General features: G+C 56.2%; 10 protein-coding genes. 3 read left to right on the top strand and 7 right to left on the bottom strand.

Annotated elements, in window-relative coordinates; all coding sequences use genetic code 11:
* Positions 1–66: 66 nt before the first annotated feature.
* The 4 genes from RB2501_RS10895 to uvrA all read right to left on the bottom strand — a co-directional run bounded on the left by RB2501_RS10895 (position 67) and on the right by uvrA (position 9,072).
* Positions 67–2,478, bottom strand: coding sequence for an alpha-ketoacid dehydrogenase subunit alpha/beta (locus tag RB2501_RS10895; protein WP_015754871.1), 2,412 nt, complete (start codon positions 2,476–2,478; stop codon positions 67–69).
* A 157-nt stretch (positions 2,479–2,635) separates the two neighbouring features.
* Complete coding sequence (locus RB2501_RS10900; RefSeq protein ID WP_015754872.1) at positions 2,636–5,482, bottom strand: gluzincin family metallopeptidase; 2,847 nt, start codon at positions 5,480–5,482, stop codon at positions 2,636–2,638.
* A gap of 4 nt (positions 5,483–5,486) precedes the next feature.
* Positions 5,487–6,173 carry an LOG family protein gene (locus RB2501_RS10905; RefSeq protein WP_015754873.1) on the bottom strand — a complete coding sequence of 229 codons (687 nt, stop codon included), beginning with the start codon at positions 6,171–6,173 and terminating at the stop codon, positions 5,487–5,489.
* 28 nt (positions 6,174–6,201) lie between these two features.
* Positions 6,202–9,072 carry an excinuclease ABC subunit UvrA gene (uvrA, locus tag RB2501_RS10910; protein ID WP_015754874.1) on the bottom strand — a complete coding sequence of 957 codons (2,871 nt, stop codon included), beginning with the start codon at positions 9,070–9,072 and terminating at the stop codon, positions 6,202–6,204.
* 119 nt (positions 9,073–9,191) lie between these two features.
* Between uvrA and RB2501_RS10915 the strand changes: the two genes are divergently transcribed.
* Positions 9,192–9,719 (top strand): hypothetical protein, encoded by a 528-nt coding sequence (locus RB2501_RS10915; RefSeq protein WP_015754875.1) that lies wholly within the window; start codon positions 9,192–9,194, stop codon positions 9,717–9,719.
* A gap of 4 nt (positions 9,720–9,723) precedes the next feature.
* Here the strand turns inward: RB2501_RS10915 and RB2501_RS10920 are convergent, their stop codons facing one another.
* Positions 9,724–10,419, bottom strand: coding sequence for a DUF4130 domain-containing protein (locus RB2501_RS10920; protein ID WP_148214355.1), 696 nt, complete (start codon positions 10,417–10,419; stop codon positions 9,724–9,726).
* Positions 10,420–10,606: 187 nt separating this feature from the next.
* On the opposite strand from RB2501_RS10920, the gene RB2501_RS10925 reads away from it, so the two are divergent.
* The gene (locus tag RB2501_RS10925; protein ID WP_015754877.1) at positions 10,607–11,362 is read left to right on the top strand and encodes an XRE family transcriptional regulator; all 756 of its coding nucleotides are present in this window, start codon (positions 10,607–10,609) and stop codon (positions 11,360–11,362) included.
* Positions 11,363–11,490: 128 nt separating this feature from the next.
* On the opposite strand, the gene ggt is transcribed toward RB2501_RS10925, so the two are convergent.
* Positions 11,491–13,209, bottom strand: a complete 1,719-nt coding sequence (gene ggt, locus RB2501_RS10930) for a gamma-glutamyltransferase (protein ID WP_015754878.1) — start codon at positions 13,207–13,209, stop codon at positions 11,491–11,493.
* Positions 13,206–13,790, bottom strand: a complete 585-nt coding sequence (locus RB2501_RS10935; protein WP_015754879.1) for an acyl carrier protein phosphodiesterase — start codon at positions 13,788–13,790, stop codon at positions 13,206–13,208. Before RB2501_RS10935 ends, ggt begins: the two co-directional genes overlap by 4 nt.
* A gap of 83 nt (positions 13,791–13,873) precedes the next feature.
* On the opposite strand from RB2501_RS10935, the gene glmM reads away from it, so the two are divergent.
* The gene (gene glmM / locus RB2501_RS10940) at positions 13,874–15,262 is read left to right on the top strand and encodes a phosphoglucosamine mutase (protein WP_015754880.1); all 1,389 of its coding nucleotides are present in this window, start codon (positions 13,874–13,876) and stop codon (positions 15,260–15,262) included.
* Positions 15,263–15,280: the final 18 nt, after the last annotated feature.

The following is a 15,280-nucleotide window of genomic DNA, read 5'->3' on the forward strand; positions in this document are numbered from 1 at the left end:
CGGGTTATTTTCTTGCTAATTGCGGGTACTGTCCGAACGGATTGAACCGAACAAATTGCGGGCAGGCTACATCAGTTCCGGAAAATCCTCCGGGGAAGCCTCGTGCATGATGGCGTAGACTTTCTCGAAAACGTCTTCCGTATTCGGCTTGGAAAAATAGTCCCCGTCGCTGGCGTAAGCCGGGCGGTGGGGCTGGGCCGTCAGCGTCTGCGGGGCGGAATCCAGGTAGCGGTAGCCCCCCTGATTTTCGACGATCTCCTGCATCAGGTAGGCCGCGCAGCCCCCGGGTACGTCTTCGTCCACCACCAGGAGCCGGCCTGTCTTTTTGAGGCTCTCCACAACCTGGTGGTCCAGGTCGAATGGCAGGAGTGACTGGGCGTCGATCACCTCGGCGGAAATCCCCACCTCCAGGAGTTCCCGGGCCGCCTGCATTACCACGCGTAACGTGGAGCCATAGGATACCAGGGTGATGTCCGAACCTTCCCGGAGGGTTTCCACCCGGCCGATTGGGGTGCAAATCTCCCCCAGGTTGGTCGGGATGTCTTCTTTGAGGCGGTACCCGTTCAGGCTTTCGATGATCAGAGCGGGTTCGTCGCTCTTCATCAGCGTGTTGTAAAACCCGGCCGCGCGGGTCATGTCGCGGGGAACCAGGATGTACATCCCCCGGAGCAGGTGGATTATCCCGCCCATCTGCGACCCGGAGTGCCAGATGCCTTCCAGGCGGTGGCCCCGCGTCCTTACGATCAGTGGGGCTTTTTGTTTTCCGACGGTCCGGTAGAGCAGGGTGGCCAGGTCGTCGCTGAGCGTTTGCAGGCAGTAGAGCAGGTAGTCCAGGTACTGGATTTCCGCAATGGGACGCAGCCCGCGGAGCGCCAGGCCGATGCCCTGCCCGATGATGGTGGTTTCCCGGATGCCCGTGTCGGCCACGCGCAGCGGCCCGTATTTTTTCTGCAAGCCTTCCAGGCCCTGGTTGACATCGCCGATGGCCCCGCTGTCCTCGCCGAAAATAAGCGCCTCCGGATATTTGCTGAACAAGGCGTCAAAATTATCCCGCAGGATAACCCGCCCGTCCGCCTGTTCCGGATTCTCCGGATACGCGGGTTTTACTTCCGGGATTTCCGTGGCCTTCCCGGGCAATTCGGAATAGAGGTGGGAACTGAAAAGGGGCTGGGTCTCCTCCTTAAACCGTTTGATCCAGGCCAGCAATTGCCGGCGGGCGTCGTGATCCTCCCCGATCAGATAGCGGACGGCCTTGCGCGCCCGGGTAATCAGGTCGCGTTTCAGGGGCTCCTCCACGGCTATCAGGTCGTTCTTGAGCCGCTCGATAAAACGGCGGTTGGGACTGGCGGAGGCAGCCGCTTCCAGCAGCCCCACCAATTCCTTTTTCTGTTCCCGGTGCGGTTGGAGGAATTCCGCCCAGGCGTCTTTCTTGGCGCTTCGCACCTCCTTTTTCACAGCCTTTTCCAGGTCGCTTAATTCCTCTTCCGAAACAATGCGGTTTTCCAGGATCCACTCCCGGAAGCGCGTGTTGCAATCGTGTTTTTTCTCCCATTTCAGCCGCTCGTCCGATTTGTAGCGCTCGTGGGAGCCGGAGGTGGAATGCCCCTGGGGCTGGGTGAGCTCCGTGACGTGAATCAGGACGGGGACATGGTTCTCCCGGGCGATGTCCGCGGCATTTTCATAGGTGTGGATCAGGGCGGTGTAATCCCATCCCTGCACCTTGAAGATTTCATAGCCGGGCGCTGTTTCGGTGCGCTGGAAACCCTTGAGGATTTCCGAAATATCTTCCTTGGTGGTCTGGTACTCGGCGGGTACGGAAATTCCGTAGGCATCGTCCCAGACGCTGACGATCATCGGCACCTGGAGGACCCCGGCGGCATTGATGGTTTCAAAAAAATGACCTTCGCTGGTGGAGGCGTTCCCGATGGTGCCCCAGGCCACCTCGTTCCCCTGGTTGGAAAACCCGTCGGAAGGGACGGATTCCAGGTTCCTGTAAATCTTGGAGGCTTGTGCCAGGCCCAGGAGGCGCGGCATCTGGGCCGCGGTGGGGGAGATGTCCGGGCTGCTGTTTGGCTGGGCCGTCAGGTCTTTCCAGCTCCCGTCCTCATTGAGGCTGTAGGTGCCGAAATGCCCGCCCATTTGCCTGCCGGCGCTCATCGGTTCCAGGGAAATGTCCGTGGTGGCATACAGCCCGTGGAAAAAATCCTTGGGGGTCAACAGGCCCAGGGCCATCATAAAGGTCTGGTCGCGGTAGTAGCCGCTGCGGAAATCCCCGTTGCGGTAGGCGCGCGCCATGGCGAGTTGCGGCAATTCCTTGCCATCCCCGAAGATGCCGAATTTTGCCTTGCCGGTAAGGACTTCCCGCCGCCCGAGTATACTGCATTCGCGGCTCAGTACGGCCGTTCGATAGTCCTGCAGTATTTGCTCTTTGAAATCTTTGTAGGAAATGTCCTTTTCCGGGTCTAGCTCAACTTTCATATCTGGGGACGTATTTCCCGCAAAAATACCAAAGCCGCGGTAAATTTGCAATGTGATCTCTAGTTTTTCATTATAGATTTTTCAACAAATTCTCCCAATAATTAAAATCCGTTGCAGAAGATTCAATAATAATTGGAAAAATTAAGAAATCCTTAATTTAAAACCATTTCCGCGTAAAGAGGCCGGTCAGTGTCCTCGGGCTGATGGTAATGATAAACCGGATGCGCGTATCGTAGTCGGGCTGGGCAATTTCCCACCCGTTGTTTGAGTAGAAGGGGAAGTATAATTCAAAATAATCCGTTACCAGGTTCAGGCGAACCCCGGCGTCGTAGACAAACCGGGCAGAATCCCCCTGGTTGCCCAGAAATCCCATATCCCCGTATACCTCGATCCACCGCCAGAGGTTGAAACTCGCATTTCCCGTCAGCATCCAACTATTTGCAAAAGGCTGCTGCAATTTAGATTTGAACCCGCCTTCGGCGATAATGATCTGCTGGCTGAAAATACCCGTGTCCTCGGACCGACCCAGATAGTTGTAGTCGAAGAGATAGTCCGTGGGCCGGTCCAGGGCAAAGCTGAAAAAATCCGATTCCGTTTTATTTCGCAGGAATACCCCTGCGAAAAAGCGCAGGTTGATCTGCCGGTTGCTCTCCAGGAGTTTGCGGTATTCCATATCGAAGGAGAGCTTGGTGAAATCTGCGGAATGCTGGGCGTCCGCAAACCAGGAAAAGTAGTTGATGATGCCGTTTTCCAGGTGGTTGTAGCGAAGGTTGAGCACGCTGTAGTCCGGGTCGGTTTCCAGGTCGCCCAGGGCCGGGTCGATGGTCCGGAAAACGTTCACGTACCGGAGCAACAGGCTGGACCGCTCATTGGAGATCAGGTCGGCAGGCCGCCAGCCAAAACTGATAGAGGGGGTCAGGGTGGAATACCGGGAATTTACCTGGAAATGCGAGGTAGACCCGGAAATGGCGTAGTTGGTGACGTAAAACCCGCTTTTGCCGTGATAGTGCCGGTAGGTAAACCGCCCGTAACCCACCAGGGCCTGCTCCTTCATGGCGTAGGTAGGGGCGAAATCGAATACAAAAGGCCGCTGCAAGAGGGTTTTGTTGGTCAGCCGGATGCCCGGGGTAAGCCCGTCGTAAAAATTGTAGTTCGCCACAGGCATATAGAAAACCTGGTTGTAATAGGGGTTCTCGGAATCCTTGAAAAACTGGAATTTCAGTTTTTTGTTCCCGGAGAAAAACCCACCGAGGGATTTCCAGTTATCCCGTTGGTTGAATTCCGGGATATTCTGGTCGTAATTGAGTACGAGCCGTTCCTCCCCGCTTTGGGGAATCTGTACAGTCCGCGCGCCGCTGAACCCGTCGAACCAGTATTTGGAGACTACCGAATCCTCCGCTATCCCGAAGAGCGAAATCGGCACTTCGGTGCCCGTTTTGTTTTTCAGCGTTACCGACAGGGAATCCCCGGTCTGTTCCACCCGGTGGATCTTAAAATCGATCTGCTTGCTCGTGGTGACATACGTGTCAAAAAACCAGTCGATATCGTGCGTGGCGTATTTTTCCACGGACTCCCGGAAGTCCGAGGGGGTTACCCGTTCCAATTTGTGTTCGTTCCAGAAGTCCTTAATGGCTTTTTGTACGGGTTCCTCCCCCATGTAATCGGCCAGATAGGCGAGGCCCAGCCCGGCTTTATAGGTGTTCCCGATCTTTTGGTTGAACTTGATCAGGGAGTCATTCGGGGTGGCCAGGGCCTGGTCCCGGTTGCTGCGGGCCATCAGCATATACAGGAGGGAATACTGGTCGTTGAAATCCATCTGTGCCAGGTGGAAGTTCCGCACGAGCCACCAGTTGGAAATCTTGCCCAGCAGTTTCTGGTCCGGGTAAAACTCCTCCACAAACCGGATCATCAGGTAATTGACAATGGCATCGCTTACCCATTTGTCCTTCCTCGGGTCCAGGAAGAGGGTTTCCCGCATGTAGCTGCCCAGGGCCGTCTTGAGGAATTTCATCTCAAACTGGAATTGTTCCTCGTATGGGCGGATAAAGGAAGGCAACTGGTTGAGGCCGTACAGCGGGTTCTTGTTGAAATCCGTTTCGCTCACCAGCAATTGTTCATAGGGAAAATCCCCGAGGTTTTGGTGGATGAAGCGGGTGATGCGGTCGATGGAAATGCCCTGCAGCATTTCCGGGTATTTCTGGGATTCGATATCCGTAACAACAAAGAGGAACGGGGTCACATGCTTTTTAAAGGGCTTGTGGTGGTTCAGGATGATGTCGCAGCTTTTCCGCTGGCTGCCCCTCAGGGTGGCCACCTGCCGTTCCGGGAACTGGCTCAGGTTGATGTCGACAAAATTGGTCCCCAGGTACAGGGAATCCGGGAAGGTAAAATCGATGCGCGTATCGGCGATGTCCGTATAGAGGTCCTCCAGGTTCTTGTTGTTGTAGAGGTGCCAGGTGCCGTCGTATACGGCCGGGGTCAGGTACCAGTCCCTGAGGTAATAGCTTCCGTCCGGCCCATAGCCGTAAGGGGTATATCGGTTCGGCGGTAGCTTTACCGTGTAGGTGATAAACAGGCGGGTGGAATCGCCGGGGGCCAGAGGCTGCCCGAGACGGAACTCCACGAGGTCTTTGCCCGGCAGGCGGTTCCAGTTGAGCCCGCGGTACACCTCGTCCACAACGGTCAGGATTTCCGTTTCACCCCGGTCTTCCCTTTTGGCCAGGTGGAGCGATTTTTTGAATTCCTCGGCAAACCGCTCCGCCAGGGCAGTACTCTTATCCGAATAGGCGTGGTTCCAGTCGTTGAAGAAGAGGCTGGGCAGGGAATCGGCCGACTGGTTGACATAGGTGAATTCCTGTTGGATTTCGATCAGGTGGGTGTCTTCCACCAGGTTGGCGCGGATGGTGTTCCGGTGCTGGGCTGCTGCCGGATGCAGGCAACCGGCCATGAGCAGGAGGAGCAGGGGAAGTATTCCCCGGTTGGCAAAAAGGATCCGCGTATACATCCAATCAGAAGTTTGGGCTGAGCATGTGCCCTTTATAAAAGCCGTCGATAATTTCCACAACCTCCTCCGGGGTATCCACCAACTGGATCAGGTCCAGGTCCGTGGGGCTGATGTTGCCGGCCTCCAGCATCGTACCCTTGATCCAGTCGAGCAAACCGCCCCAGAATTTTGTGCCGAAGAGCACAATGGGGAAACGCCCAATTTTTTCTGTCTGGATCAGGGTCATCGCCTCAAAGAGCTCGTCCAGGGTGCCGAACCCGCCCGGCATGACCACAAATCCCTGGGAATACTTTACAAACATCACCTTGCGGACAAAAAAGTAATCAAAGTCCAGGCTTTTATCCGGATCGATATAGGGATTGTCGTGTTGTTCAAAGGGCAGGTCGATGTTCAGGCCCACGGAAGTGCCCCCAGCTTCGTTGGCGCCCCGGTTCCCGGCCTCCATGATCCCCGGCCCCCCGCCGGTGATAATCCCGTAACCCGCTTCTGAGAGTTTGCGGGCAGTATCCACGGCCTCCTGATAATAGGGGTGGTCGGGCTGGGTCCGGGCCGAACCGAAGATGCTGACGCACGGGCCGATCACGCTGAGCTTTTCATACCCGTTGACGAATTCCCCCATGATCTTGAAGATCGCCCAGGAGTCGTTGGTCTTGATTTCGTTCCAGCCTTTTGTGTGTTTTTCTTTTCTCATGTTTGTATAACGTCTGACAGGCAGGACCTTATTGTTCCTCCTGCGTTTGGGATGCCAATTGGCGGTCCGGGAACAATTCCCGTTTCAAATACCGGGCCGTATGGCTTTTGGGGTCCTTACTGACGGCCTCCGGGGTGCCGGTTGCAACAATCTCCCCCCCGCCTCGGCCGCCTTCGTAACCCACGTCGATGATGTGGTCCACCATTTTGATCACGTCCAGGTTGTGCTCGATAACCAGGACGGTGTTTCCCTTGTCTACCAGCCGGTTGAGCACTTCCATCAACACCCGGATATCTTCAAAATGCAGGCCGGTGGTAGGTTCGTCCAGAATATAGAACGTATTTCCCGTATCCCGTTTGGACAACTCCGTGGCGAGTTTCACCCGCTGGGCCTCCCCTCCGGACAAGGTGGTGGATTGCTGGCCCAGGGATATGTACCCGAGCCCCACATCCTGGATGGTCTTTAGCTTCCGGTAGATCTTCGGGATATGCTCAAAGAATGTCACCGCTTCGTCAATGGTCATTTCCAGTACGTCCGCAATGGATTTTCCCTTGTAGCGGATCTCCAGGGTTTCCCGGTTGAACCGCTTGCCGTAACAGCTTTCGCATTCCACATACACGTCCGGGAGGAAGTTCATTTCGATGACCCGGAGGCCGCCGCCCTGGCAGGTCTCACACCGGCCACCCTTGACGTTGAAACTGAACCGTCCGGGCTTATACCCCCGGATGGAGGCTTCCGTGGTTTTGGCAAAAAGCGCCCGGATCTCGCTGAACACCCCCGTATAGGTGGCCGGGTTGGACCGGGGCGTCCGCCCGATGGGCGCCTGGTTGATATCGATTACCTTGTCCGCGTGCTCAAGGCCTTCGATTTTTTCGTACGGCATGGGGCGTTTGACCCCGTTGAAATAATGCGCGTTCATAATCGGGTAGAGCGTCTCGTTGACCAGGGTGGATTTACCGCTGCCGGACACGCCGGTAACCCCGATCATCTTCCCCAGCGGGAATACGGCCGTGACCCCTTTGAGGTTGTGTCCCGTACACCCACTGAGGACAATCTCCTTCCCGTTGCCTTTCCGGCGTTTGGCCGGCACCGGGATTTCGCGGCTCCCGTTCAAATAGGCCGCGGTAAGCGTGTCGTGAAGCCGCAGCGTTTCCGGGGGACCTTCCGAAATGATCTCGCCCCCGTGTTTTCCGGCCATGGGGCCGATGTCGATGACGTGGTCGGCCTTCTCAATCATGTCCTTGTCGTGCTCCACCACGATCACCGAATTCCCGAGGTCGCGCAGCGCTTTCAGGGAATTGATCAGACGGTTGTTGTCGCGCTGGTGCAACCCGATACTGGGTTCGTCCAGGATATAGAGGACCCCCACCAGTTGGGAACCGATTTGCGTGGCGAGGCGTATCCGCTGTGCCTCGCCCCCCGAGAGGGTTTTCGAACCCCGGTTGAGCGAGAGGTATTCCAGGCCCACGTCCAGCAAGAAGCCCAGGCGGGTGTTGATCTCCTTGATAATCTCCCCGGCAATCTGCAACTGGTCGCCCTTGAGCCGCTCCCTGAGATCCCGGAAAAAAGCAGCGAGTTGGCCGATATCCATTTGGGCGAGTTCGGCGATATTCCTGCCGTCTACCCGGAAATACAGGGATTCCTTCCGGAGGCGGGCACCCCCGCAGTCCGGACAGGACACCTTGTCCATATAATCCCGGGCCCACCGTTTGATGCTGGTGGAATCGCTGTCCCGGTACTGGTTGACGATAAAATGGGCAATCCCCTCGTATTCGATCTTGTATTGCCGGCGCACACCCAGTGTTTTGCTGTCCACCTCAAAGCGTTCGTTCCCGCCGTGGAGGATCACCTCCAGGGCCTCGTCCGGGATTTTTTCAATCGGGTCGCCCAGGTCAAAGCCGTATCGCAGGGCAATCGTCTCGAGCTGCTTGAAGGCCCAGGATTTTTTATAAGTGCCCAGGGGCGCCAGACCGCCGCCCTTGATGGATTGGGAGGCGTCCGGGATGATTTTCTTCCGGTTTGCCTCATAGACATGCCCCAGGCCGTTGCATTCGGGGCACATCCCCTTGGGTGAATTAAAGGAAAAGGTATTCGGTTCGGGTACAGGGTAGGAAATACCCGTTTCCGGGCACATGAGGTCCCTGCTAAAATACCGGGGCTGATCGCTTTCCGCTTCCAGGACCATCATCACGCCGTCCCCGGCATAAAGGGCCGTGCGGATACTCTCGTCCAGCCTGCCTGCCGTTTCCGCATCTGAGGCCGCCTGCAGGCGGTCTACCACGATTTCAATATCGTGGGTCTTGTACCGGTCTACCTTCATGCCTTTCTCCAGGTCGCGAATCTCCCCATCTACCCGTACTTTCACGAAACCCTGTTTGGCGATTTGCTCAAATAGTTCCCGGTAGTGCCCTTTGCGCGACCGGATCACCGGGGCGAGCACAGTGATTCGCTTCCCTTCAAAATCACTGACGATCAGGTCGCGGATTTGCCGGTCCGTATAGCTGACCATCTTTTTGCCGGTATGATAGCTGTAGGCATCCGAAGCCCGGGCAAACAGGAGCCGGAGGAAATCGTATACCTCCGTGATTGTCCCCACAGTAGACCGGGGGGATCGGGAGGTTGTTTTTTGCTCAATGGCAATGACCGGCGAAAGACCGTCGATTTTATCGACATCCGGCCGTTCCAGACTGCCGAGGAATTGCCGGGCATAAGCGGAAAACGTCTCGATGTACCGTCGTTGACCTTCAGCGTATATGGTATCGAATGCCAGGGAGGATTTTCCGCTACCCGAAAGGCCGGTAATCACCACCAGCTTTTCCCTGGGAATCTGTACGTCGATATCCTTGAGATTGTGCGTCCGGGCACCCTGTACATCAATCGTTTCTTCCGTTTCTGCCATTTAGTTTCTGAAAGGTTGCAAAAGTACGATTTTACGCGCGAAATCCGAAGCAGGTATGCCCTGTGTTTTGCTTATTCCCGGTACTCTGCTAATTTAGCACGCATCTAAAATTCAGAACAATGCAATTACTCGGAATAGGTTCAAGAATCGACCACGAAGAACACGGCAAAGGCGTTGTCGTCAATGTGAGTTCGCGGCACTATTGGGTTTCCTTTTTGGACTCCGGCCTGGAGACAATCCCTATCGATTCCGAATTCGAAGTGATCGAAGCCCTCCACGACGACGTGGATACGGTGAGTTTCACGGATGTGGAAACCAGTCTGATCGGAATCCTGCGTCGCTGGAGCGATGCCACCAGCCTCGTGCCGATTGCCGACAAATGGAAAGGGGGGACATTGACCCTGAAGCCGGGGGATGCGAACCTGTCGGCCAAGGAATTGCCTATCGATACCTTCTTTCATAAAATCGTTATGGTGCGCGACCGCTTGCGCGTAATGGAACAACGGATTAATTCCCATAAAGGCCTGGACGATTCAGATAAAGTAGACCTGCAGCAATACATCACCCGGATCTATGGGAGCCTGACGACGTTTAATGTGCTGTTCAAATCCCAGAGCGACCAGTTCGTCGGGGAACGCGCCAGGTAAAGCCTTATACGGCGGGGCGATAGGCCCTTTGGGGGGAGGACCCCACGAGGTGCGATTCCGTCTGCGGCCCCCGTAGAATCGCGTCCCGCACGCCGGGGCAGTGCCGGATGACAGCAACTGTGCCATTCTCGCTTTTCAACCCATATTGCCGCCTGGAGTCAAAGACGATCCAGGGGGAATTGCCGAAGCGCAGCCTGAAATAGCGGGAGAGCAGGGGGAGCACGTCGTGGCGGGGGGCGATTATTCCACAGGGGACCCCGGAAGCACTGTGATTAAAAGCCAGGCTGGATTCAATAGCGAGTTTTTCCCCTTCTACCTGTGACGCCCAGGCCTCGAGACGGTTGCGAATTGCCAAACGGCTGTGCTGTTCCGCTTCGCATTGCTGTTCCGTTTCGCCTTCCTGCTGCAGCAGACATTTTAAATAATTGAAGATGGCCAATTCCTTCCCATCTCCGGCAGCCAGGAAGGCAAAATAAACCAGCCGCTGCAAGCCGGAACCCCTGTTGCCGATGGCGTCCCAAAAGGCCTTTGCAAGCTGTCTGTTGGGAGCGATTTGCCGTTCGCTGACAAATAACCCGCCCTGGGGCACGGGTTTTGCAGTTATCCGGGCAACCTGGAGCTGTTTTTCCAATCCGGTTGCCACTGCGGTCATAAACCCTTCGAATGTTCCGTCGTAAATCAAACAACTGCCTGTTTCCATTTGCTTTGTATTCAGTGATTCCTTAACAATCCTTCTGGGAAGGAATCCATTTATAATTGGGATATATTCCAAAAATATGTAAATATTCCGAAATATGGAATAAATCCGAAAAATATTTTGGAAATATTCCAGATAATGTATCTTTGAAAGGAAACGGGCCGTAAAGAGCGGCCATATACAGGAACATATGGAACAGGAAATCAGCACCAGGCGGTTTACGGAAGTCCGGCGGCAATTGGGGTACACCCAGGCGGAATTTGCGGAATTGCTGGGGATACCCAGCACCACCGCCGATATCGAACGGGGCAGGACCAAATTGTCCGGCATGGTGGTTTCCGAGTTGCTGAGGCAGTTTAAAATCAACCCGCTTTGGCTATTCGGTTCGAGTGAACGGCAATACCTGGAACCCGCTTCGGTCAATGTAATGCCCAAGGTGGTTACCGTGGATTCCGCCGACAGGGAAAACATGGTCCTGGTCAACGCCAAGGCGGCCGCAGGCTACCCGCAGAATATCCAGGACAGCAGCTGGTTCCGCCGGTTGCCTGCCTTTGACCTGCCCATCCCGCAATTCCGGAATGCCACCTACCGGGGGTTCCAGGTGGAAGGGGACAGTATGCTCCCGAACCTGCGACCCGGGGACTGGGTACTGGCCCGCGCGGTTTCGGACTGGAAAGAAGTTAGCCCGAACCGGATCTATGTCATTGTGCTGGAGGATGCCGTACTTGTAAAGAAGGTGGAAAAATTACCGGGGACCGGACGATTCCGGCTGATTTCCCTCAACGAATCCTATGCGCCCTACGAAATCTCCGAGTCCCAGTTGCAGGAAGTCTGGGAAGTGAGCAGCAAGATCACCTTCGGGGTGGATGCCACCACCGAGACCGGGCTGCTGCGCCAATTGCAGGAATCCATGGATGAGCTCAAACAGAAACTCGCCAGGGCCTGAGTAGTTCAAGGGCTGCTTAAAAAAACCTACCCGGCACAACCTGGCCAGGGTATTGTTCCTACGGTATTTTTATTTTCGGTGGGTTACCCGTTTCCCGCCTTTTCTTAGCTACCTCCCGGTTTTGTCATTCAGAACCCTACCGCCGTATCATCACCCCTGTGGTCCGCACCCCCTTCCAGACGACCGTCCGGCAGGACCCGGATCCCATCTACTTTTCCGATAATCGGGGTGTAGTCCTCATTCAGGATGTAACCCCGTGCCCTGAGGCTGTCCTTCAGGCTTTCAGGGAAGCCTTCCGGTTCAAATACCAGCAGGTCAGGGAGCCATTGGTGGTGGAACCGAGGGGCATCCACGGACTGCTGCATACTCAGTCCAAATTCATAGACATTCAGGATGGTCTGGGCAACGGCCGTAATGATGGTAGACCCCCCCGGGGTCCCCACAGACATCCAGAGTTTCCCGTCCCTTTCCACCAGGGTGGGGGTCATGCTGCTGAGCATCCGCTTTTCGGGCGCAATGCTGTTGGCTTCCGCCCCGATCAGGCCAAACATATTGGGGACCCCCGGTTTCGCACTGAAATCGTCCATTTCATTGTTGAGGAAAAACCCGAGGGGCGCACAGTAAAGTTTGGAACCATAAGCCCCGTTGAGAGTAACAGTGGCGGAAACGGAATTCCCGGAGGCGTCGACAATGGAATAGTGGGTGGTTTCCATACTCTCATAGGCCGCGAGTTCCCCTTCCGCGATTTCCGAGGAGGGGGTGGCTGCATCGAAACTGAAACTGGCCATCCGTCCCCGCAGGTAGTCCTCACTGAGAAGCGTATCCAGGGGGATGTCTACGAAGTCCGGGTCGCCCAGGTAATAATTCCTGTCGGCATAGGCGCGCCGGGCCGCCTCGGTAAACAACTGGATGCTGCGGGCTGAGTGCATGCCCATCCCGGACAGGTCGTAGGGTTCGATCATTTTCAGGATCTGGTTCATGGTGACCCCGCCACTGCTGGGCGGAGCCATAGAGATGATTTTCAGATCCTTGTAGGTGAATTCCACCGGGTCGCGCCACTTGGCCTGGTAGCGCGCCAAATCTTCTTCCGTGATATAACCGCCGGCCTCCTGGATAAAGGCCGCCAGAATACGTGCGGTCTCCCCCTTGTAAAATTCGTCCCGCCCGTTCCGGGCAATGCGCTCCAGGGTCTCCGCCAGGGCAGCATACCGCAAGGTGTCCCCGGGACGGCAATGGTTGGCGAACAGGATGCTGTCGCCGTTGACCGCGATCATATCGGCCCGTACCCGTTCCAGGCGCCGCGCCTGATTCTCGGTCACCACCACACCCTTGCGCGCAAGTTCGATGGCCGGCGCCAGGAGGGTATCCATCGGCAGGGTCCCGAAACGCTCGTGTACCTCAAATATCCCGGCAATGGCGCCCGGCACCCCGACAGCTGTGGCGCCCATCCGGCTTTTGGCCGGGTCCGGGTTTCCCAGGGAGTCCAGGTACATATCCGCCGTGGCGGCCAGGGGCGCTTTTTCCCGGTAGTCGATGCTGCCGGTGGTCCCGTCGGCCAGGCGGTATACCATAAAGCCGCCTCCCCCCAGGCTCCCTGCAAAGGGGTAGGCCACGGTAAGGGCCATCTCCGTGGCGATCATCGCGTCAAAGGCATTCCCGCCTTTCTGAAGGATTTCAACGCCGATCCGGGAGGCTTCCGCCCGTGCCGAAACCACCATGGCCTTCTCGGCCACCAGGCCCGTGGGTTCTGGCGGTGCCTTGCGGCAACCCGCAGTTCCAAGTATCAGGAAACAAATAAGAAATGCCCGGAGGACTGTCCGGGTAGGAGGGATAAAGGTCAGTCTCAAAAGGATGCTATTTTATTGCGGGAAAAGATAATCAATTCCCCAAAAAACGAATGGAATTCTTCCCGGAAAGCCTCGTAGTGCCAGCCCAGGTCGTCTATGGCCTGGTCCATCCCGGATTTGTTGTTGGTCCTGCGGTTCATCCCCTGCAATACGCGGGCAATCCCCTCCATGCTCGCGTAATTCACGAGCCAGTTGTCAGCCACCATATAGGGGTAGAGTCGCTGGATGTTTACGGGCAACCAGTCAAAATTCTCCTCCAGGAGTGCGTAGAAATTGTCCGCAAATTCCGTAAGGGGGGTATCCGAATAGCGCTCCCAGTCCCGGGCCAGGAAATGGTCGTAGTAGATATCCACAATCACCCGGCTGTAATGGCTGTACCGCTTGTGCAGGCGTTTGCTGCTGCGCCGGGTGGTCGGATGGGCATCGGTAAACGTATCGATGGCCCGGTGCAGCAGGATCCCCTGCCCGACCCGTTCCGGGTAGTCTTTGTACTTCCTGCCGCGGATGCTGTCTGCGATGAAATTGCCGAGGGCGAGCTCATCGTCCCCGAAGGAAAGGTAAATATGGGCCAGGTAGTTCATGAAGCCGAATGCAGGCCTTAAAAGTACGGATTCATTCGCATTACCAGTCGTTCCCTGTATATTTGCGCGAAAAGCAGAGTAACATGACATTGATAAAATCCATATCCGGAATCCGGGGAACCATTGGCGGCCACCCCGGGGAGAACCTGACACCCCTGGATACCGTGCGCTTCGCTGCCGCCTACGGCACCTGGCTTCGGGAGCACCGGCCCGGCAAACGGCTGCAGGTAGTAATCGGCCGGGATGCGCGGTTATCCGGAGAGATGGTCCAGGACCTGGTAGTGGCCACGCTCACCGGGCTGGGAATCGATATCCTGGACCTTGGATTATCCACCACGCCCACCGTCGAACTGGCAGTACCTATGGAAAAAGCCGATGGGGGGATCATCCTGACTGCCAGCCATAACCCCAAGGAGTGGAATGCCCTGAAGTTGCTCAATGACAAAGGGGAATTTCTGGATGCGGAAGCGGGTACGGAAATCCTGAAGCTCGCCGAATCGGAGGATTTTGATTTTGCCGGGGTGGACGAGCTCGGTCAACGGACAATCAACGACGCTTACCTGGACATCCATGTGGACGAGGTGCTCGCCCTGGAATGGGTGGATGCCGATGCGATCCGGAAAATGAATTTCCGCGTGGTAGTGGACGGGGTGAATTCTTCCGGGGGAATCGCCATCCCCAAACTGCTGGAAGCGCTTGGCGTGGAAGTCGTGAAATTATACTGCGATCCCACCGGGGAGTTTCCCCACAACCCGGAACCCCTCAGGGAGCACCTGGGGGACATCTGCAAAAAAGTGGTGGAGGAGCAGGCCCACCTGGGGATTGTGGTGGACCCGGATGTGGACCGATTGGCGTTTATCGACGAGCAGGGCAACATGTTTGGAGAGGAGTATACCCTGGTGGCCTGTGCCGACTATATCCTGGGCAAGAACCCCGGGAATACGGTATCCAACCTGTCATCCACCCGGGCGCTCCGGGATGTGACCCTCTCGCACGGGGGGCGTTATACGGCAGCCGCCGTGGGGGAAGTCAACGTAGTGGAAGCCATGAAGGAAACAAAGGCCGTAATCGGGGGCGAAGGCAACGGGGGGGTAATTTACCCGGCCAGCCACTACGGCAGGGATGCCCTGGTGGGGACCGCCCTCTTCCTGATGCTGCTGTCCGAACGCGGCGTTTCGGTAAGCGAGCTGAGGAAATCCTACCCGGCCTATTTTATGAGCAAAAACAAGATTCAACTGACCCCGGACCTGGACGTGGATGCCATCCTCCGGGGAATGGCCAAAAAATACGAGACCGAGGAACTCCACACCATCGACGGGGTGAAAATTGATTTTTCGGACTGTTGGGTACACCTGAGAAAGTCCAATACCGAGCCGATTATCCGGATTTACACAGAAGCCTCCAGCCAGGAGGCCGCCGACAACCTGGCGGGAAAAATCATCGGGCAGATCCGCGCCCTGGCGGGGCTTTAAGATTCTGAAGTTTCTTCG

Source organism: Robiginitalea biformata HTCC2501 (assembly GCF_000024125.1).
Taxonomy (GTDB): domain Bacteria; phylum Bacteroidota; class Bacteroidia; order Flavobacteriales; family Flavobacteriaceae; genus Robiginitalea; species Robiginitalea biformata.

What these genes read in the sequence shown, in the direction of transcription:
- RB2501_RS10895 (WP_015754871.1), bottom strand. Translation starts at nt 2,478, where the DNA reads ATGAAAGTTGAGCTAGACCCGGAAAAGGACATTTCCTACAAAGATTTC.
- RB2501_RS10900 (WP_015754872.1), bottom strand. Translation starts at nt 5,482, where the DNA reads ATGTATACGCGGATCCTTTTTGCCAACCGGGGAATACTTCCCCTGCTC.
- RB2501_RS10905 (WP_015754873.1), bottom strand. Translation starts at nt 6,173, where the DNA reads ATGAGAAAAGAAAAACACACAAAAGGCTGGAACGAAATCAAGACCAAC.
- uvrA (WP_015754874.1), bottom strand. Translation starts at nt 9,072, where the DNA reads ATGGCAGAAACGGAAGAAACGATTGATGTACAGGGTGCCCGGACGCAC.
- RB2501_RS10915 (WP_015754875.1), top strand. Translation starts at nt 9,192, where the DNA reads ATGCAATTACTCGGAATAGGTTCAAGAATCGACCACGAAGAACACGGC.
- RB2501_RS10920 (WP_148214355.1), bottom strand. Translation starts at nt 10,419, where the DNA reads ATGGAAACAGGCAGTTGTTTGATTTACGACGGAACATTCGAAGGGTTT.
- RB2501_RS10925 (WP_015754877.1), top strand. Translation starts at nt 10,607, where the DNA reads ATGGAACAGGAAATCAGCACCAGGCGGTTTACGGAAGTCCGGCGGCAA.
- RB2501_RS10935 (WP_015754879.1), bottom strand. Translation starts at nt 13,790, where the DNA reads ATGAACTACCTGGCCCATATTTACCTTTCCTTCGGGGACGATGAGCTC.
- glmM (WP_015754880.1), top strand. Translation starts at nt 13,874, where the DNA reads ATGACATTGATAAAATCCATATCCGGAATCCGGGGAACCATTGGCGGC.